Source organism: Nocardioides luteus, from assembly GCF_014648595.1.
GTDB lineage: Bacteria > Actinomycetota > Actinomycetes > Propionibacteriales > Nocardioidaceae > Nocardioides > Nocardioides luteus.
Map to the genome: position 1 here is coordinate 16,395 of NZ_BMRK01000027.1, position 18,874 is coordinate 35,268.

An 18,874-nucleotide genomic window follows, 5' to 3' on the forward strand; every position below is an offset into this window, starting at 1 on the left:
GGCGCTGATCACGGCGGTATGTCTGGTGTTCTGCAACGGTTTCGGTGTTGTATGGTGCTTATCGCAACGAAATCGCGCGATCAGGTCTTCGCTGTCGCCGGGCGGTTCACCCGCGGGATCACCAGATCGCCGTACGCGGCCAGGGTCTGGTCCATGGCGTCGTGCTGCAGGTAGATGGCGAACTGGTCGACGCCGAGAGCCTCGAGCCGGTCGAGCTTGGCGGCCTGCTCCTCGACCGAGCCGAGGATGCAGAACCGGTCGACGATCTCGTCGGGCACGAACTCGGTATGGGTGTTCCCGGCTCGCCCGTGCTCGTTGTAGTCGTAGCCCTCACGCCCGGCGATGTAGTCGGTGAGGGCCTGAGGCACCGCGCCGCCCCCGTACTTCGCCACGATGTCGGCGACGTGGTTGCCCACCATCCCGCCGAACCACCGGCACTGCTCCCTAGCGTGAGCGAGTGCCGCGGGCGAGCCGTCGGTGACGTACGCGGGGGCGGCCACGCAGAACGTCAGCGACTCCGGGTCGCGACCGGCGTCGGTGGCCGCCTTCTTGACCGCGCCGATCATCCACTCGGTGATGTCGGGGTCGGCCAGCTGCAGGATGAACCCGTCGCCGACCTCACCGGCGGCCTTGAGTGCGAGCGGGCCGTAGGCCGCGATCCAGACCTCCAGCTCGGAGCGCTTGGCCCAGGGGAACTGCAGCGTGGTGCCGTTGACCTCCACGGGTCGCCGGTTGGCGAGCTCGCGGATCACCGTGGTGGCCTCGCGCATCTCCCGGATCGTCGACGGCTTCCCGTTGAGCACCCGCACCGCCGAGTCGCCGCGCCCCATCCCGCACACGGTGCGGTTGCCGTACATCTCGTTGAGCGTCGCGAAGACCGACGCGGTCACCGTCCAGTCACGGGTCGCCGGGTTGGTGACGAACGGGCCGACCTTGATCGTGCGGGTCTCGGCGAGGATCTGGCTGTAGATGACGTACGGCTCCATCCACAGCAGGTGGCTGTCGAAGGTCCACACGTAGTCGAAGCCGTACGCCTCGGCTCGCTTCGCCAGGTCGACGACCCGCCAGGCCGGCGGGTTGGTCTGCAGGACGACACCGAAGTCCATGACGTCATACCAGGTACTGGGAGAGGTCGCGCTTGAGGTAGCTGCCGTGGCCCTTGGTGCCCTGGAACTCGCCGTCGGCCACGACGACGGACCCGCGGGAGAGCACCACGTCGACGTGGCCGTCGATCTCGAAGCCCTCCCAAGCGGAGTGGTCCATGTTCATGTGGTGCGTCCTGCCTTCGCCGACCCCGATCGAGGTGTGCCCGGCGGGGTCGTAGACGACGATGTCGGCGTCCGCTCCGGGGGCGATGACGCCCTTGCGGCCGTAGAGGCCGAACATCCGCGCCGGGGTGGTCGCGATCAGCTCCACCCACCGCTCGAGGGTGATCTGCCCGGTCACCACGCCCTGGTAGAGCAGGTCGACGCGGTGCTCGATCGACCCGATGCCGTTGGGGATCGCCCGGAAGTCGTCCTTCCCTAGCTCCTTCTGCTCCTTCATGCAGAAGGGGCAGTGGTCGGTGGAGACCATCTGCAGGTCGTTGGTGCGCAGCGCCTGCCACATCGCGTCCTGATGGCCCTCCTCGCGGGAGCGCAACGGCGTCGAGCAGACCCACTTGGCGCCCTCGAAGTCACCCCACTCCTCCGAGCTCGCGCCGAGCTGCTCCTCCAGGGAGAGGTAGAGGTATTGCGGACAGGTCTCGCCGAAGACGTTCCGGCCGCGGTCACGGGCACCGGCCAGCTGCTCGACGGCCTGCTTGGCGCTGACGTGCACGACGTAGAGCGGAGCACCGGCGACGTCGGCGAGCATGATCGCCCGGTGGGTGGCCTCCTCCTCCATCTGCCAGGCACGCGCGATGCCGTGGTAGTAGGGGCTCGTCTTCCCCGACTCGGCCAGCTGCGCGGCGAGCACGTCGATCGCCGGCCCGTTCTCGGCGTGCATCATCGTCAGCAGCCCGTGATCGGTCGCCTTCTGCATCGCGCGCAGCACCTGCGCGTCATCGGAGTAGAAGACGCCGGGATAGGCCATGAACAGCTTGTAGGAGGTGATGCCCTCGTCCACGAGCGTGTCCATCGCCTTCAGCGCATCGTCGTCGACGCCGCCGATGATCTGGTGGAAGCCGTAGTCGATCGCGCAGTTGCCGGCGGCCAGCTCGTGCCAGCGGGCCAGGCCGTCCTGTACGCGTTCCCCGTAGCGCTGCACCGCGAAGTCGATGATCGTCGTGGTGCCGCCCCAGGCCGCGGCCCGGGTGCCGGTCTCGAAGGTGTCGGACGCGTTGGTGCCGCCGAACGGCAGCTGCATGTGGGTGTGGGCGTCGACGCCGCCGGGGATGACGTACTTCCCGGTGGCATCGATGGTGACGTCGGCTTCGATCCGACCGAACGGGGTGGCGCCGGGCGAGATCAGCGCGACGATCCGCTCGCCGTCGACCAGCACGTCGGCCTGGGCGCGTCCGGTGGCCGAGACGACGGTGCCGCCCGTGATGAGAGTGGTGCTCATGAGAACCTCCGTCCCGGTGGTCGAGCTTGTCGAGACCACCACGAGTAACGGTCAGGGCCGCGGGATGGCGGTGTAGGAGTCCGGCCGCCGGTCGCGGTAGAACTGCCAGTCGTCGCGCATGTCCCGGACCATGTCCATCTCCAGGTCGCGGACGAGCAGCTCCTCCTTCTCGCCCGAACCGAGCTCGCCGACGTAGTTGCCTCGAGGATCGACGACCTGGGACATGCCGTAGAAGTCGACCGCCTCCTCGCCGTACTCGTTGTCCTCGAGGCCGACCCGGTTGGGGGCGAGCACGAAGTAGCCGTTGGCGACCGCGGCGGCGGGTTGCTCGATCTCCCACAGCCGGTTGGAGAGGCCCGGCTTGGTGGCGTTGGGGTTGAAGACCATGTGGGCGCCGTTGAGCCCGAGCTCGCGCCAGCCCTCGGGGAAGTGGCGGTCGTAGCAGATGTACATCCCGACCTTGCCGACCGCGGTCTCGAAGACCGGGTAGCCGAGGTTGCCGGGGCGGAAGTAGAACTTCTCCCAGAACTTCTCCACGTGGGGGAGGTGGTTCTTGCGGTACTTGCCGAGGACCGTGCCGTCGGCGTCGACGAGCACCGAGGTGTTGTAGTAGATGCCGGTGTCGGCCTCCTCGTAGATCGGCAGCACCATCACCATGCCCAGCTCCTTGGCGAGGGCGGCGAAGCGCTGCACGATCGGTCCGTCGGCGGGCTCGGCGAAGCGGTAGTACTTCTTGTCCTGGGTGATCCCGAAGTAGGGCCCGTAGAAGAGCTCCTGGAAACACATCACCTGGGCGCCCTGCGCGGCGGCGTCACGCGCGAAGCCCTCGTGCTTGTCCAGCATGGAGGCCTTGTCCCCGGTCCAGGTGGTCTGGCTGATGGCGGCTCTGACGATGGTCATGCAACTACCTCCCTCCCACATACAAGCACGCCGCCGCGGCCCGTGGGGCCACGACGGCATTTTTGTTGAAGACGGTGAGGTGCTTGAAACCCTGCTGCTCTAGGGGGCGCTGGCCGGATGACGTACGACCACGTGCTCGATCGCCTTGGCGAGCTCCACGCGGAGCTCGGGGGCGAGCTGGGGGCAGTCCACCGAGAGGAAGAGCTCCATCGCGGCGCGGGTCGCCCGGGCGCGCTCGCCGGGGGTGCGCTCGGCGAGGGTCGGTGCGATCTCGGCCAGATGAGCGCTGGTCTCGACCACGGTGTTGCAGTCGTGAGGCGTGAGCGGCGCGCGGGCCTCTCGGCCGGCGCGGACGAGGACGCTGAGGACCTCCACCTTGGCGGCGGTGGTCAGCGACATGGCGCTCCTCGTCGAGTCGAACAGATGCGACCCCACACCGTCCGCGTTGTGCGACGACATGTATCTCCTCGGTGGGACGTGTGCCTCCCTGAGGCACTCTCGTCCACTCCAACGATCAGGGGAAGGGATCGGTGACGGCCTTGGGCGCTTTGTAACCCAGATGTGGGCCAACCCGTGAGTAGGCGATAGAAATGCGGGACGTGGTGTTGCAGATCGTCGCCGCGTGGAGCCACCCGGCACAATTGGGTCCATGAGTTCTCCTGGGGGCGCCGGCATCGGCGGCCTGATGGTCGAGACCGAGGCCGATGTCGTACGCCGCCAGGCACTGCGCCGGATGCGCATCGTCGCCACCGGCCTCCTGGTCGTGGCTGCCGTCGTCTACCTGCTGACGCTGGGCAGCGACGGGTTCTGGGGGTTCGTCAACGCCGGCGCCGAGGCGTCGATGGTCGGTGCGATGGCCGACTGGTTCGCGGTCACCGCGCTGTTCCGCCACCCGCTGGGACTGCCGGTGCCGCACACCGCGCTGATCCCGAAGCGGAAGGACGAGCTGGGCGCGAGCCTCGAGGAGTTCGTCCAGGACAACTTCCTGCAGGAGGAGACGATCCGCGAGCGGCTCGGCGTCGCGATGCCGTCGCTGCGGCTCGGGCTGTGGCTCTCCGAGGAGGCCAACGCCAAGCGGGTCGTCGACGAGGTCTCCTCCGTGGTCGCCGACGGGCTCTCGCGGATCAGCAACCGCCACGTCGTCGAGATCATCCAGGACGGGTTCGTACCTCGCTTCCGCGAGGAGCAGATCGCACCCCTCCTCGGCGGCACCCTGCAGGCGGCGCTCGACGACGGGGTCCACCACGGGCTGATCGACCTCGCGCTGGTCGAGCTGCACGGCTGGCTCGAGGAGAACGAGGAGACCGTCACCGAGGTGCTCGGTGAGCGTGCGCCGTGGTGGACGCCGCAGGTGCTGCGCGAGCCGGTGACCGCCCGCATCCACGTCGAGCTGGTCCGCTGGATCGCCGACATCCGCGACGATCCCGAGCACCGCGCCCGCAAGGCGATCGACGCCATGCTCGCCGACCTCGCCGACAACCTCCAGCACGACCCCGCGACCATGGAGCGCGCCGAGCGGCTCAAGGAGCGCGTGCTCGACCACCCCGGCGTCATCTCCACCGCGATCTCCATCTGGGACGCCCTCCGCCGCGCCCTGACCACCTCCCTGCGGGACCCCGACGGCGTCGTCCGCCGCCGCGCCCTCGACGAGGTCGTCCGCTACGCCCAGAAGGTCGTCCTCGACGAGACCCTCCAGCGCCGCTACGACGCCCTCGCGTCCGACGTCGCCGTCTACGTCGTCAAGCGCTACGGCCGCGAAGCCACCACCGTCATCACCCACACCATCCAGCGCTGGGACGGCAAGCAGGCCGCCCGCCGCATCGAGCTCTTCGTCGGCCGCGACCTCCAGTTCATCCGCATCAACGGCACCATCGTCGGCGGCCTCGTCGGCATCATCATCCACACCGTCTCCGTCCTCGTCGCCTGACTCTGGTCGCGGCCCTGCTCAGCCGAGGCGTCGCGTACGTCGGCCGAAACGTCAGTTACGTCGGCCGAAACGTCAGCTACGTCGGCCGAGGTGGCAGTTCGGTCGGCCGAAACGGCGCGTACGCCAATTGAGATGGCAGTTCGGTCGGGCGAGACGGCAGGTACGGCGGTTCGAGTTGGCAGAGGTGACGCTTCGGCCGTCAGAACTGACGTCTCGGCCGACGCAACTGACGTCTCGGCCGACGCAACTGCCGTTTCGACCGTCCGTACTGACGCCTCGCTCGACAGAAGTGCCTTCTCGGCCGACGTACTTGCCGTCTCGGCCGATTTTTGTGACGTCTCGGCGGGAGGGGAGGATGGGTGGCGTGAGCGAGCCCTTCGACGTACCCATCACCGATGAGGTGATCCGCCTCGGTCAGTTCCTGAAGCTGGCCAATCTGGTCGAGACCGGGTCGGAGGCGCGGCCGGCGATCACGGCGGGCGAGGTGACGGTCAACGGTGAGACCGAGCTGCGTCGGGGGCGGCAGCTGCGGGTGGGGGATGTGGTGGAGTACGCGGGTCAGGCGGCTCGGGTCTCCGACGAAGGCGACTTCGACGTCCCCTGGTGACGTTCGCCGGCGCGCGCCGGGCACAGACGTGAACGAGGCGGTGACCCCGAAGGGTCACCGCCTCGCTGCGTACGTGGTGCTTACTTCTCGACCTTGACCAGGTCGCAGAGGAAGACGAGGGTCTCGCCCGGCTTGATGACGTTGCCGGCACCGCGGTCGCCGTAGCCCAGGTGGGGCGGGATGACGAGCTGGCGGCGGCCGCCGACCTTCATGCCGAGGATGCCCTGGTCCCAGCCCTGGATGACCTGGCCGATGCCGACGCGGAAGTCGAGCGGCTCGCCGCGGTTGTAGGACGCGTCGAACTCCTCGCCGGTGGACAGGGCGACGCCGACGTAGTGCACCGAGACGCGGTCACGCTCGGTGGCCTCCTCGCCGTCACCGACGGTGATGTCCTTGATGACGAGGTCGGTCGGAGGGGTGGGGTCGACGAAGTCGATCTCAGGCTTCTGGCTCATGAATTCAGTCTACGTATCGACTCTCGTTCGGGCACACTGCCGTCGGGTCGTCCCTCATGACCGCCGATGAGGTGTAGGCGGGGCTCTGGCCTCCGGCACGGTGACGGCCGAGGTTCCACTCGAGCCAGTCGTCGTCATGGTCATAGGGGATGAGTACGCAGGCGCGCAGCTCCTCCGGCAGTTTCTCGAGCGCGGGCACGGCGTCGTCGGAGAGTCCGCGGAGGTAGTCCAGGTCGATCTTCCCGGTCTCCTCGTAGCGGGTGACGTTGTGCTGGGCGGTCCAGGCGTCCGGGTTGATCGCGGCGATCCCGAGCAGCGCGACGGCCCCGCTGACCAGCGCGAACCGGCCGAGCCAGAGCCCGCCGGCGATCGCCCTGCCGGCCACCGCGGAGACGAACCCGGCGATCACCAGCAGGCCCAGCCAGCCCTCGAAGACGTCGACGAGAAGGCGGAGCTGCGTGAAGCCGTACGCCTCCTGGTAGAGGTGCATCCGGTAGAGCGCCGAGCCGACGACGACGAGCGCCTCCGCGGTCAGCAGCCCGAGCGCGACCCGCAGCCACAGCCGGTCGCTGACGGTCTTGGTCGGCGCCTTGCGCGCCGCCGCCCAGATCACCAGCAGGGTCAGCGCGGTCGCGACGGTGAGCTGGCCGAAGCCCTGGTGGACGTACTCGGCATAGGTCAGCCCCGTCGTCTCGCGCAGATAGTCCTCGCCGCCGAAGACCGCGGTGGCCTGGGCGATCAGGAACGCTGCGAAGACGGCGACCACGACACCCACCGGAGCCAGCCACTCGTACCGGTTGGCGACGGGCTGGGTCGTGCGCTCGCTGCGGTCGATCCGCGGCGGGTTCAGAGCCAGGTACGCAGCGGCCAGCACGAGACCGAAGACGAAGACGGTCATGAAGATCCGAGCGGCGAAGGTGTCGGGGCGGATGTCCGGCACGAACTGGTCGACCCAGCTGCCCAGGACCGCGTCGGCGGTGGCGAAGAGCAGCCCGAAGATGATCAGGCCGAGCAGCGAGAGCAGCGTGGTGCGGGCGACGGCCGCGCCGTGGCCCTTGCCCGAGACGCTGGTCATCGTGCGGCCGAGCCAGGGCAGGCCGCGCAGGCCGGCCAGCGGCCACGAGATCCCGGCCAGCACGATCCCCAGCAGCGTCTTGGCCAGTGTCGATCCGCTCAGCAGGACGGCGATCGACGCGATGATGCTCAGCGCGACGATCCATTCGGCGTCCCGGACGACCGCGACCGCGGAGAGCAGTGCGAACAGGACGTAGCAGAGGATCGGGAACCAGCCCCGCCGCTCCTTGCCCGCCAGCATCACGACCCCGCCGGCGGCGAGCAGGACGATGACCGTGCCGAGCCCGGCGTTGCGGTCGGGGAACAGCAGGCCGCCGAGCAGACCGGCGACGACGGCGCCGAGGAAGAGGCCGAACCGTCCGGGGACGCCGGTGTCGGGCCAGTAGGTGCCGAAGATGTCGTCGAGGACCGAGGGGGAGGCGGCGACATCGCCGGAGACGGCCGGAGCAGCCTTCGTGGGAGCGGATGGTTCGGCGGGCTCGGCCGCCGGGGGAGTGGTGGGCATCTGCGTCTCCTCGTGGGTGGGGGTGAGATGAGTGGTCAGTGGCCGCGCGGGTGGCCGCAGCGGAAGATCGACGCGCACCCGGGCACCGGACGCGCCGGGGAGCGGGTCGAGGAAGGCGATGGAGCCGCCGTGCAGGTCGGTGACCCAGCGGGCGATGGCGAGCCCGAGGCCGGTGCCGCCGCTCTCGGCGGAGGCGCCGAGGGTGCCGAAGGGCTCGAACACGCGGCTCCGGTCGGCGGCCGGGATGCCGGGGCCGGAGTCGAGGACCTCGAGGTGGTAGCGCTCGCCGTCACGCCCGCCGCGCACGGTGACCACACCGTCGCGGGGACTGTGCCGGGAGGCGTTGTCGAGCAGGTTGACGACCAGCTGGCTGAGCCGGTCGGGGTCGGCCTCGACGACCAGGTCGGCGGGCGCGTCGATCTCGTAGGAGACCGGCCGGCCGTTGGCGCGCACCTCGGCGACGCACGCCTCCAGCAGCGGTCCGACCTCCACCGACGACGTGCTCAGCGGCGCCTTGCCGGCGTCGACGCGCGCCAGGTCGAGCAGGTCCTCCACCAGCCGGCTCAGCCGCTCGGCCTGGCCGAACGCGGTCTGCAGCGCCGCCGGGTCCGAACCGACACCGTCGACGAGGTTCTCCAGCACCACCGTCAGAGCGGCCAGCGGCGTACGCAGCTCGTGGGAGACGTTGGCGACCAGGTCGCGGCGCTGCCGGTCGACGGCGCCCAGGTCGCTGGCCATGGTGTTGAACGCCCGACCGAGCTGGCCCACCTCGTCGGACCCGACGGCGGGCACCGAGACCGAGTAGTCGCCCCGGGCCATCCGCCGCGACGCCAGCGTCATCTGCCGCAGCGGCGAGGTCATCCCGGCCGCCAGCAGCTGGGTGACGGCGAGCGCGATGGCGATCGTGACCGGGATCGAGATCCACGGCGAGACCCCGGCGACCCGGCCGACGGAGGCGACGACCGCGGCCACCAGGGCACTGGCCGCGACCAGCAGACCGAGCTTGACCTTGATCGAGGAGACCCGCTCCAGAGGAGTCATTCGCCGGCCTCCAGCGCGTACCCGACGCCGTGCACGGTCCGCACCCGCGACGAGCCGATCTTGCCGCGCAGCCCCTTCACATGGCTGTCGACGGTGCGGGTCCCGGAGGCGTCGTTCCAGCCCCAGACCTCGGCGAGCAGCCGCTCGCGGGTGACCACGGCACCCGGGTCGGCGGCCAGGCAGACCAGTAGGTCGAACTCGGTCGGCGTCAGCCGGACCTCCTCCTCGTCGACCCAGACCCGCCGGGCAGCCGGGTCCATCCGCAGGCCCCCGATCTCAGCCGTACGCCGCGGAGCACCGGCCAGCTCGGCCGCCCGCTCCACCCGCCGCAGGAGCGCGTTCACCCGGGCCACGAGCTCACGGGCCCGGAACGGCTTGGTCAGGTAGTCGTCGGCGCCGACGCCGAGCCCGACGAGCACATCCGCCTCGTCGGTGCGTGCGGTGAGCATGAGCACCGGGACGGGACGTACCGCCTGGATGCGGCGGCACACCTCCAGCCCGTCGTAGCCGGGCAGCATCACGTCGAGGACGACCAGGTCGGGTGCGGTCTCCTCGAAGCAGGCGACCGCCCCTGGCCCGTCCCACGCCCGGACGACGTCGTACCCCTCCGCCGAGAGCCGGTCCGAGACGGCTTGGTTGATGACCGGCTCGTCCTCGACGACGAGGACCCGGCGGGGGTTGGCGCTCACATGTTCTGGCACATGTTCAGGCTAGAAGCCCGAGTCGCCGGAAAGCCTGCAGAAGTTGTGCAGGTCCTGTGAAGACCTGCGAGAGGGGTCAGATGACGCGGTCAGGTCTGGTGGACGTACGCCTCGAGCTGGTCGCGCTCGAAGGCGAGCTGGTCGATGCGGTGCTTGACCAGGTCACCGATGCTGACGATGCCGACCAGGTTGCCGTCGGCGGAGACGACTGGCATGTGCCGGATCCGGCGCTGGGTCATCACGCCCAGGATGTCGTCGATGGTGGCCTCGGGGTCGCAGGTCTCGACCTCGGCGGTCATGATCGAGGAGACCTCGGCGGTGAGCAGCCCGTCGTTCTCGTGGAGACGCCGCACCACGTCGCGCTCGGAGACGATGCCGGTCACGGCGTCGTCGTCGCTGGCGACGACGCAGGCGCCGATGCTGTGCTCTGCCAGCAGTCCGAGCAGATCGCGCACGGTGGCGGTCGGTGCGATCGTGACCACCTCGGCGATCGCCTTGCGAGAGAGAACGTCCGCGATCTTCATGAATCAACGGTAGCGGCTGTGACTCGCGTCACGCCAGGGGCTGTCCGGGAGGGTGCTACTCGCTTGCCGGACGGCGGAACGCGGTGACCGAACCGGGCTGGGCGGCCGGCCAGTCGGCGTCGTTGTTGCCGTCGGAGAGGCCGCCGAGGAAGGAGAGCACCGCGTCGTGCAGGTGGCCGTTGGTGGCCAGTGCGTTGCCACCCCACGGTCCGGGGTCACCGGCCAGCGAGGTGAACGACCCGCCCGCCTCGCGGACGATGATGTCCAGCGCGGCCATGTCGTAGACCTCGAGCTCCGGCTCGACGGCGATGTCGACCGCACCCTCCGCGACGAGCATGTAGGACCAGAAGTCGGAGTAGGCCCGCGTGCGCCAGCAGCGGCGCATCAGCGCCAGGAAGTCCTCCAGCCGCGAACGCTCCTCCCAGCCGTGCAGCGAGGAGTAGGACATCGAGGCGTCCTCGAGGCGGCGTACGTCGGAGACCTGGCAGCGGGTCGACTTCATCAGCGACTTGCCGGTGTGGGCGCCCTGGCCTTTCGCCGCCCACCAGCGCCGGCCGAGCTGCGGCGCAGAGACCACCGACATCACGACCTCGTCGTCGACCGCGAGCGCGATCAGCGTCGCCCAGACCGGCACACCGCGGACGAAGTTCTTCGTGCCGTCGATCGGGTCGACGATCCAGCGCCGGCTGGAGGAGCCGGACGAACCGGTCTCCTCGCCGGTGATCGCGTCGCGGGTGCGAGCGCGGGAGAGCGTACGCCTGATCGACTCCTCCACGGCCTTGTCCGCGTCGGAGACGGGGGTGAGGTCGGGCTTGGTCATGACGTGCAGGTCGAGCGCCTTGAACCGCGACGTCGACAGCGAGTCGGCATCATCGGCCAGCAGGTGAGCCAACCGCAGGTCGTCGTTGTAGTCAGGAGTGCTCGCCACGAGGGTCAACTGTAGTGGTAACGGCGCCGGCGCGAACCCTCCCCTGGTAACCGGTTGCCCACGAAAACACGGGGAGGGGCATCGGTTCCGCTGATTCCGGCACCGACGATGATCAGCCCAGGTCAGAGCGCGTACGCCGGCACCGACCGTGCCTCGAGCAGCCTCCGGAACGAGACGACCCGCTCCGGGTCGAGTCTGCCGGCCTCGATCGCGGCGTCCAGCCCGCACTCCGGCTCCTCGGCGGCGTGGGTGCACCCGCGCGGGCACTCGGCGGTCGCCTCCTCCAGATCGGGGAAGGAGACGATGAGTCGTTCCGGCTCGACGTGGGCCAGCCCGAACGTACGGATCCCCGGCGTGTCCACGATCCACCCGGCGTCATCGGGAAGCTGCAGCATCAGCGCCGAGGTGGACGTGTGCCGGCCCCGCCCGGTGACCGCGTTGACGTGCCCGACCTCGCGCCCGGCGTCGGGGACGATCGCGTTGACCAGCGTCGACTTGCCGACGCCGCTGTGGCCGAGCAGCACCGACGTACGCCCGTCGAGCTCTGCCTGCAGCGCGCTCATGTCGCCGCCACGCTGGGTCACCACCCACGGCACGCCCAGCGCGCGGTAGGTCGAGACCAGCGACTCCGGGTCGGCCAGGTCGGCCTTGGTGATGCACAGCAGCGGGTCGATGCCCGCCTCGTAGGCGGCCACCAGCGCGCGGTCGATGAACCCGGTGCGCGGCTCGGGGTCGGCGATCGCGGTGACGATCACCAGCTGGTCGGCGTTGGCGACCACGACCCGCTCGACGGGGTCGTCGTCATCGGCCGTACGCCGCAGCACCGTCTGCCGCGGCTCGACCTCGACGATCCGGGCCAGCGCGCCCTCCGCACCCGAGGTGTCACCGACGACCTTCACCCGGTCGCCCACGACCACACCCTTGCGCCCGAGCGGCCGAGCCTTGACCGCCCACACCTCGACGTCCGGGGCGTCGTCCATGACCAGCGTGAACCGGCCCCGGTCGACCGTGATCACCCGCCCCAGGTCGGCGTCGTCGTAGCTCGGCCGGTCCTTCGTCCGCGGCCGCGTCCGGCGGCGCGGGCGGTCGTAGTGCTCGACGTCCTCGGTGCCGTAGCGGCGCTGTGCCTTCGCCATCAGGGGGCTCCCGGGGTGGGGGTTTCGGGTGACGGGTAACCGGGCGTGGGATACCCGGTCGACCGGGTATCCCTGGACTTGACGGGCACTGAAACACCCGACAAGTCCATGAAGTGCCCGTCCAGTCCCCAGATCGATCTCATCAGCTGGACCTCAGAAGAGCCCCGCCCAGAAGGGCGCGAAGTCGGTGAAGGTCTTGCTGGTGGTGGTGATGTTCTCGACGAGTACGTCCTCGACGACGGCGCCGATGATGACGCCGGCGTGCGCCATCCGGTGGTCGGCGTAGGTGTGGAAGACCCCGCCATGGAGGGTCGCGGGGCGGATCGTCAGCCCGTCGGGATGCTCGGTGACGTCGGCCCCGAGCGCACCGAGCTCGCGGGCCAGCGCGGCGAGTCGGTCGGTCTCGTGGCCGCGGATGTGGCCGATGCCGGTGAGGTGCGACGGCGTCGAGGCGAGCGCGCACATCGCGGCGACGGCGGGGGTGAGCTCGCCGATGTCGTGCATGTCGAGGTCGATCCCGGTCAGCTGCTCCGGCCCGGTGACGGTGAGCCCGTCGTCGGTGACCTGCACCTCGCAGCCCATCAGCGCGAGCACCTCGCGCAGGTGGTCACCGGGCTGGTCGGTGGCCTGCGGCCAGTCGCGTACGGTCACCGTGCCGCCCGAGACCGCAGCCAGCGCGAGGAACGGGGCCGCGTTGGAGAGGTCGGGCTCGATGGTGCGGTCCAGCGGCGCGATGGGGCCCGGCGCCACGGTCCACCGGTTGGCGTCAGAGTCGTCGACGGCCACGCCGTGCTCACGCAGCATCGCCACCGTCATGTCGATGTGGGGGAGCGAGGGGACGGGCTTGCCGTCGTGACGTACGTCCACGCCCTGCTCGTAGCGCGCCCCCGCGAGCAGCAGCGCGCTGATGAACTGGCTCGACGCGGACGCGTCGACCACCACGGTCCCACCCGGCACCGCGCCGGCGCCGCGGATCGTGAACGGCAGCGCGTCACCCTCGATATCGACGCCGAGGTCACGCAGCGCACGCAGCACCTCGCCGACCGGCCGCTTGCGCATGTGTGGGTCGCCGTCGAATGCGACGGTGCCGGTGGAGAGCGCGGCCACCGGAGGTACGAAGCGCATCACAGTCCCAGCCAGCCCGCAGTCGATCTCGGCGTCGGCGCCGAACGCACCCGGGGTGACGACCCAGTCCTCGCCCGAGGTGTCGACGTGCGACCCGAGCGAGGTCAGTGCCGCCGCCATCAGTCGGGTGTCGCGGGACACCAGGGCGCGGCGTACGACGCTCGGACCGTCGGCGATCGCTGCCAGCAGCAGGGCTCGGTTGGTGAGCGACTTGCTTCCCGGCAGCGACACGCTCGCCGTCACCGGACCGCTCGCTCGTGGCGCCGGCCAGGGGTCGGCGATCTCGGCAGCACGGTCCGTCGTCGTAGTCACAGGCCCAACTTTAGTGTCTGCGGGCTCCGCGAACCGCAGCGTGTCCGCTGCCGCATGCCCGGCCGGGGTCAGCCGATGCCGATCGCCTTCAGGAAGCCCTTCCAGGTCAGGCCGCCGGCCGCGGCGCCCTTCTCGGGAACAGGCGTCGTGTTCCGGGCGCCGCTCCCGCTGGGCACGCTCGGTGCGCTGGGCGCGGTGGGGCTGCCCGGCAGCGACCGGTTCTCGCCGGGCGTGCCTGGAATGCCCGGCAAGTCCGTCGGGGTCGGCAGCTGCGGTACGTCCGGGGTCGTCGGCGGCGTCGGCACTTGCGGCGGGTCGGGCGGCTCGGTCGGGGACGGCGACGGAGTCGGAGTCGGAGACCCCTCGCCGCTCGCGCTCACGCGATCGTTGCCGGCCTCAGGATCGGTGTAGCCGTCGGGAGTGAGACTGCCCTCGAACGTCCAGGCACCTTCAGCGGCGAAGTCGAAGTGGAGCACGGCCTGACCGTTGTCCTCGCTGGTCAGCGTGCACTCACCCTTGACGACGCCGCCCTGCGGCACGGTCGGGGCGCTCACCTGCGAGCAGGCCCACATCGACTGCGGGTTGGTGGCCTCCGGGTAGGGCTGGGCGACGCCGGTCGCCTCGTAGCGGAGGGTCGCGCTGAACTCACCCTCGGGAATGCCGTCGGCATCGACCTGGATGTGCTCGTAGCCTTCGTAGGGGATGTGGTCCAGCGCGATCGAGGCGTCGTGCGACGGAGGCGGAGGCTCCTCGAGGGTCACCCGAACAGTGCCGACGTCCTTGCCGCCGTGTCCGTCCGAGATCCGGTACGTGAACGAGTCGCTGTCGCCTGTGTAGCCCTCCTCCATCGTGTAGCGGACCTTGCCGTCGACGATCTCGGCAGAGCCGTGCGCAGGCTGGTCGACGATCGTGTCCAGCTCGAGCGTGTCCTCGTTGTCGTCGGTGTCGTTGGCGAGCACGTCGACAGTGACCTCGGCGGTCCGTGGCTGGTTGCCCAGCCCCCCGCCGTTGTTGCCCTGTCCGTTGCCGTTCCCGCCCTCGACGGTCGCGGTGGCGGAGTCGTCAACCGCCTTCGGGTCGGCGTTGGGAGTGGTCACCTCGACGGAGCCGGAGACCTCGCCGCCGTTGCCGTCGGTGAGGACGTACTCGATCGTGTCCGTGCCCCGCCAACCAACGTCAGGTCGGTAGGTCACCGTGGTGACCGTCTCGTCGGCCATCCGCAGACCACCGAAGATCGCGCCGCTGACGCCGCCGCCCTTGCCGCCGCCGGAGCCCGTGGCGCCACCCTTGGTGACGGTGCCGTGGGCGGTCGGCGCCACGGTGGCCTCCTTGACCGAGAGCGGGTCGCCGTTGGCGTCGGTCGCGCCCTTGGTCAGGTCGATGACGGTCTTGCCGCCCGGCGTGGCGTCGACCGGGGCGAGCGGGGTGGTGATCACCGGCGGCTGCTGCGCCTGCGCCGGAGCCGTGTCGGCAGGCGGATCGGCAGGCGAATCGGCAGGCGGATCCGCCGGGTCGGCAGGCTTGTCGGCGGGAGGCGCCGCCGGTTCGTCCGCGGGCGGCGCGGAGTCACCCGAGCCGCCGGAACCGCCGGGATCCGCCGCGCCAGGATCGGCCGGAGCCTCCGCAGCAGGCTCGTCCGAGGCAGGCTGCTTCGGCGTCGGGTCGCCACCGGTGAGCGCGAAGCCGGCGACGACGGCAGCCGCGGCCGCGACACCCGCACCACCCGCGACCGTACGTCCCACCGGATCGCCCAGCGCCCAGTCCTTGACCCGCCCGAAGAAGAGCAGCAGTCCACCCTTGGCGGCGACGCCACCGGCGGCGAGGTAGCCGGCGCCGGCGGTGCCCAGGAGAGCCGGCGCGAGCCAAGCGCCCATGCCGGAGTTGACCTCGGTGAGCTCGAGGTAGATCGCGGTGCACGGGCGGCAGTCCTGCAGGTGGTCGTCGACCTTCTTGGAGTCGCGCTTGGACAACCCGTTGCGGATGTAGGCGCCGAGGTTGGCGCGGGTGGTGGCGCAGGCCTCTTCGACGGCGTCCTGCGCGTGCATCGAGATGAAGGCCTGCTTGAGACCCTCGCGGGCGCGGTAGGCGAGCGCGGAGACCGAGTTGGCCGACATCCCGAGCATCGGCGCGATCTCGGCCGGTTTCTGGCCCTCGACCTCGGTGTGCCACAGCACCTGCTGCCAGCGCTCGGGCAGCTGCTGGAACGCCCGGGCGGCGGCCTGGTTGTCGAAGCCCGACACCGCGGTGTCCTCGAAGGGCACCCCCGGGTCGAACGGCGTCATGTCGTCGGTGGTGGTCAGCTTGGAGGCCGCCCGGATCTTGTCCACATGGAGGCGGCGCAGCGAGGTCAGCAGGTAGGCGCGGAAGGCGAGGTCCGGCCCGCCGCCGCGCTGCAGCACGTTGAGCACCTTGGCGAACGCCTCGGAGACCAGGTCGTCCACGTCACCGGCCGAGACCAGCTGCCGGGCGAGGCGCCGGGCAGCCTCGACATGTCGCTCGAACAGTGCCCCGTAGGCATCCACGTCACCGCCGCGGACGGCGGTGATCAGCTCGGCGTCGCCGGGGGCGTCGAGGGTGGACAGAGTGGTGGGGGTCGATTCGCTCACGGCACCTGGGACGTTAGAAGGACGGAGGTATGACGCGGTTTGCGCCACGGGGAGACATGCGTTGTCCTAACGACAGCGGCAGGCCGCACGTCACGCCCCCTCCCGGGATCTGACAAGAAGTTTCGAGCAACCCGGACAAATGGGTCGCTATCGCGTCATGCTTTCCGATTTCGCCCGTCAAGTCTATGCAAGGACGCGCGCGAGTCGGGCGTTCTCGCGGTTGTATCTGTGCCATCGCCGCTTTGGATCAGGATCAGCAGGGTTCAGGACCGTCACGAGGAAGGGGTGAGTGTGCGACTGTTCGCATGGGTTGGTCGTACGCGCGCGTCCGCCCCGCCCGAGACGAGAGATCTCACTCCCGAGCAGCGAGCCGCGCTCCCGGAGCGGTTCGAGGCTGTGGCAGAGGCGCTGGCCGAGCGCAGCAGCTACGTCGCCGAGGCCTGCTGGGTGCTGGGCCTCGACCTGGCCGACTCCGGCGTCTCCCTCGGCGAGGGGCTCGAGGATCTCCGCCTGACCACGCAGACCGTGGAGCAGCGCGACCCGGTCTTCACCGAGATGCATGCGCTCTCGGTCGCCTGGAGCGAGGCGACCCTCGGCTATCTCCACACGATCTCCTGCGCCGACCCGCTCACCGGCCTCGCCACCCTGGCTCACCTGCGAGAACGCATCTCCGACCTCTATCGTGAGGCGACCGCGCGCAGCCACGCCCTGGTCATCACCGACGCCCACCTCCCGGGCGCTCCCGGCTCGAAGATCGACAACATCGCCACCGCCCGCAGGATGTCGCTTCTCGGTCAGACCGCCCGATCGGTCTTCGCCGGAGCCGCCGCCGTCGGGCAGATCGGCCACAGCCGGATGGTCGTCGTCGCCCCGCGCGACGAGACGCTCGTCAGACGCCTCGGGCTCCTCCGACGGATGGTGGAGCACAGCGCCGACCGGATCTGGATCGAAGGGCTTCCGGAGAACGACACCTCCGCCGGTTTCCTGCTCGACGAGCTCGCCCGCGGAGCCTGAGGATGCGGCGTACAAATACCTCGGAACACCACCCGCGCCCGGCGCTAAGGTGAACGCATGTGCGGTCGTTACGCATCCAGCCGCCAACCGGACGAGCTGGCCGAGGAGTTCGAGATCGATGAGCTGCGCCTGCAGGAGCCGCTCACCGAGAGCTACAACGTCGCGCCGACCAACGACGTCTACGCCGTCGTGGAGCGTCCGCCGCGGGCGGAGGACGCCTCCACCGAGCGCCAGCTCCGTTCCGTACGTTGGGGGCTGGTCCCGTCCTGGGCGAAGGACGTCAAGATCGGCAACCGGATGATCAACGCCCGGATGGAGACGGTGGGGGAGAAGCCCGCCTACCGCCGGGCCTTCGCCAAGCGCCGCTGCCTGCTGCCGGCCGACGGCTATTTCGAGTGGTACGAGACCGATGCGAAGGACGGGAAGGGCAAGCCCCGCAAGCAGCCCTACTTCATCACCCCGGAGGACGGCGGAGTGCTGGCGATGGCCGGTCTCTACGAGTTGTGGCCCGACCCGGCCAAGGCCGAGGACGACCCCACCCGCTGGCTGTGGAGCTGCACCGTGATCACCACCGAGGCCGAGGACTCGCTCGGCCGGATCCACGACCGGATGCCGCTCATGGTCGAGCGCGAGCGCTGGGACGACTGGCTCGACCCGACCCGCCCCGGCGACGTCGGCCTGCTGACCCCGGCGGCGCCCGGCCGCCTGACGGCCTACCCGGTCTCGACGCTCGTGAGCAACGTACGCAACAACGGCCGCGAGCTCATCGAGCCGCTGCCGCTCGAGGAAGCCTGGGGATGACATGGGTGGAACCACGACGCAGATGATCGACACGCCCTACGGCGAGGGGCGGCTCTACACCCGTCGGGCGCGCCGACCTCAGGCGACGCTGCTGCTCTCCCATGGCGCCGGCAACGGCATCGACACCCACGACCTGATGGCGCTCAACGACGCCCTCCCGTCCCAGGGGATCACCGTGGTGCGCTTCGAGCAGCCCTGGCGGGTCAAGGGCAAACCGGTGGCCACCCCGCCCAAGTCCCTCGACACCGCGCTGACCCTGGCCGCCAACTGGATGCGGGTGCGTACGCCGCTGGTGGTCGGCGGCCGTTCCGCCGGTGCTCGCTCGGCGGTGCGTACGGCGCGCGGCTTCGGCGCCGCCGGCGCGCTCTGCCTGGCCTTCCCGCTCCACCCGGTCGCCAAGCCCCACATCTCGCGGGCCCACGAGCTGCTGGAGGCCCGGGTGCCGACGCTGGTGCTCCAGGGCAGCCGCGACCGGTTCGGCCGGCCGGAGGAGTTCCCCGAGGAGATCGAGGTGACCCCGATCCCGGGCGCCGACCACTCGCTCAACGTCGGGAAACGAGCCCCGATCAGCCAGGCCGACGCCGACGCGATCCTGGTCGAGTCCACGTTGGAGTGGATGGTGCGCGAGGTCATCGTCTAGCGGGCCTTCCCGATTTTCCTGGCCCCGCGGCGTT

17 protein-coding genes are annotated in these 18,874 nt (G+C 70.2%); 5 read left to right on the forward strand and 12 right to left on the reverse strand.

All coding sequences use genetic code 11. From position 1 onward, the window contains the following. Positions 1 to 80: 80 nt before the first annotated feature. The 4 genes from IEY81_RS22020 to IEY81_RS22035 form a co-directional block, all read right to left on the reverse strand. A complete protein-coding gene (locus IEY81_RS22020) occupies positions 81 to 1,106 on the reverse strand; it encodes a TIGR03842 family LLM class F420-dependent oxidoreductase (protein WP_189120642.1) in 1,026 nt (341 codons plus the stop codon). Between the two features lie 4 nt (positions 1,107 to 1,110). Next, positions 1,111 to 2,544 carry a dihydropyrimidinase gene (gene hydA / locus IEY81_RS22025; protein WP_189120643.1) on the reverse strand — a complete coding sequence of 478 codons (1,434 nt, stop codon included), beginning with the start codon at positions 2,542 to 2,544 and terminating at the stop codon, positions 1,111 to 1,113. Positions 2,545 to 2,595: 51 nt separating this feature from the next. Then, positions 2,596 to 3,444, reverse strand: a complete 849-nt coding sequence (locus tag IEY81_RS22030; protein WP_189120644.1) for a nitrilase-related carbon-nitrogen hydrolase — start codon at positions 3,442 to 3,444, stop codon at positions 2,596 to 2,598. Between the two features lie 99 nt (positions 3,445 to 3,543). Then, the gene (locus tag IEY81_RS22035; RefSeq protein WP_189120645.1) at positions 3,544 to 3,843 is read right to left on the reverse strand and encodes a hypothetical protein; all 300 of its coding nucleotides are present in this window, start codon (positions 3,841 to 3,843) and stop codon (positions 3,544 to 3,546) included. Positions 3,844 to 4,093: 250 nt separating this feature from the next. On the opposite strand from IEY81_RS22035, the gene IEY81_RS22040 reads away from it, so the two are divergent. Both IEY81_RS22040 and IEY81_RS22045 read left to right on the forward strand, forming a co-directional pair. After that, a complete protein-coding gene (locus IEY81_RS22040; RefSeq protein WP_189120646.1) occupies positions 4,094 to 5,371 on the forward strand; it encodes a DUF445 domain-containing protein in 1,278 nt (425 codons plus the stop codon). Between the two features lie 355 nt (positions 5,372 to 5,726). After that, entirely contained in the window at positions 5,727 to 5,978 is a 252-nt protein-coding gene (locus IEY81_RS22045; RefSeq protein WP_189120647.1) for an RNA-binding S4 domain-containing protein, read from the forward strand. Between the two features lie 80 nt (positions 5,979 to 6,058). On the opposite strand, the gene IEY81_RS22050 is transcribed toward IEY81_RS22045, so the two are convergent. From IEY81_RS22050 to IEY81_RS22085, 8 genes are all read right to left on the reverse strand, one after another. After that, on the reverse strand, positions 6,059 to 6,433 hold the full coding sequence (locus IEY81_RS22050; RefSeq protein WP_189120648.1) for an FKBP-type peptidyl-prolyl cis-trans isomerase: 375 nt from the start codon (positions 6,431 to 6,433) through the stop codon (positions 6,059 to 6,061). Positions 6,434 to 6,437: 4 nt separating this feature from the next. After that, on the reverse strand, positions 6,438 to 9,053 hold the full coding sequence (locus tag IEY81_RS22055; protein ID WP_189120649.1) for a DUF4153 domain-containing protein: 2,616 nt from the start codon (positions 9,051 to 9,053) through the stop codon (positions 6,438 to 6,440). After that, positions 9,050 to 9,754, reverse strand: coding sequence for a response regulator (locus IEY81_RS22060; protein WP_229788080.1), 705 nt, complete (start codon positions 9,752 to 9,754; stop codon positions 9,050 to 9,052). The genes IEY81_RS22055 and IEY81_RS22060 overlap by 4 nt, the downstream gene beginning before the upstream one ends. Before the next feature lie 89 nt (positions 9,755 to 9,843). Then, positions 9,844 to 10,278, reverse strand: a complete 435-nt coding sequence (locus IEY81_RS22065; RefSeq protein ID WP_189120650.1) for a CBS domain-containing protein — start codon at positions 10,276 to 10,278, stop codon at positions 9,844 to 9,846. 55 nt (positions 10,279 to 10,333) lie between these two features. Then, complete coding sequence (locus tag IEY81_RS22070; protein WP_189120651.1) at positions 10,334 to 11,206, reverse strand: inositol monophosphatase family protein; 873 nt, start codon at positions 11,204 to 11,206, stop codon at positions 10,334 to 10,336. 122 nt (positions 11,207 to 11,328) lie between these two features. Continuing rightward, positions 11,329 to 12,342 (reverse strand): ribosome small subunit-dependent GTPase A, encoded by a 1,014-nt coding sequence (gene rsgA, locus IEY81_RS22075; RefSeq protein WP_189120652.1) that lies wholly within the window; start codon positions 12,340 to 12,342, stop codon positions 11,329 to 11,331. Positions 12,343 to 12,495: 153 nt separating this feature from the next. After that, positions 12,496 to 13,779, reverse strand: a complete 1,284-nt coding sequence (gene aroA / locus IEY81_RS22080) for a 3-phosphoshikimate 1-carboxyvinyltransferase (protein WP_229788081.1) — start codon at positions 13,777 to 13,779, stop codon at positions 12,496 to 12,498. Positions 13,780 to 13,847: 68 nt separating this feature from the next. Continuing rightward, on the reverse strand, positions 13,848 to 16,385 hold the full coding sequence (locus IEY81_RS22085; protein WP_189120653.1) for a sigma-70 family RNA polymerase sigma factor: 2,538 nt from the start codon (positions 16,383 to 16,385) through the stop codon (positions 13,848 to 13,850). A gap of 291 nt (positions 16,386 to 16,676) precedes the next feature. Here IEY81_RS22085 and IEY81_RS22090 point away from each other — a divergent pair, with 291 nt between their 5' ends. The 3 genes from IEY81_RS22090 to IEY81_RS22100 are packed head-to-tail and all read left to right on the forward strand — an operon-like array spanning position 16,677 to position 18,840. Next, positions 16,677 to 17,399, forward strand: a complete 723-nt coding sequence (locus tag IEY81_RS22090) for a hypothetical protein (protein ID WP_189120654.1) — start codon at positions 16,677 to 16,679, stop codon at positions 17,397 to 17,399. Positions 17,400 to 17,456: 57 nt separating this feature from the next. Then, positions 17,457 to 18,200, forward strand: a complete 744-nt coding sequence (locus IEY81_RS22095) for an SOS response-associated peptidase (RefSeq protein ID WP_189120655.1) — start codon at positions 17,457 to 17,459, stop codon at positions 18,198 to 18,200. Between the two features lies 1 nt (position 18,201). Continuing rightward, on the forward strand, positions 18,202 to 18,840 hold the full coding sequence (locus IEY81_RS22100; protein WP_189120656.1) for an alpha/beta hydrolase family protein: 639 nt from the start codon (positions 18,202 to 18,204) through the stop codon (positions 18,838 to 18,840). Positions 18,841 to 18,874 lie beyond the last annotated feature (34 nt).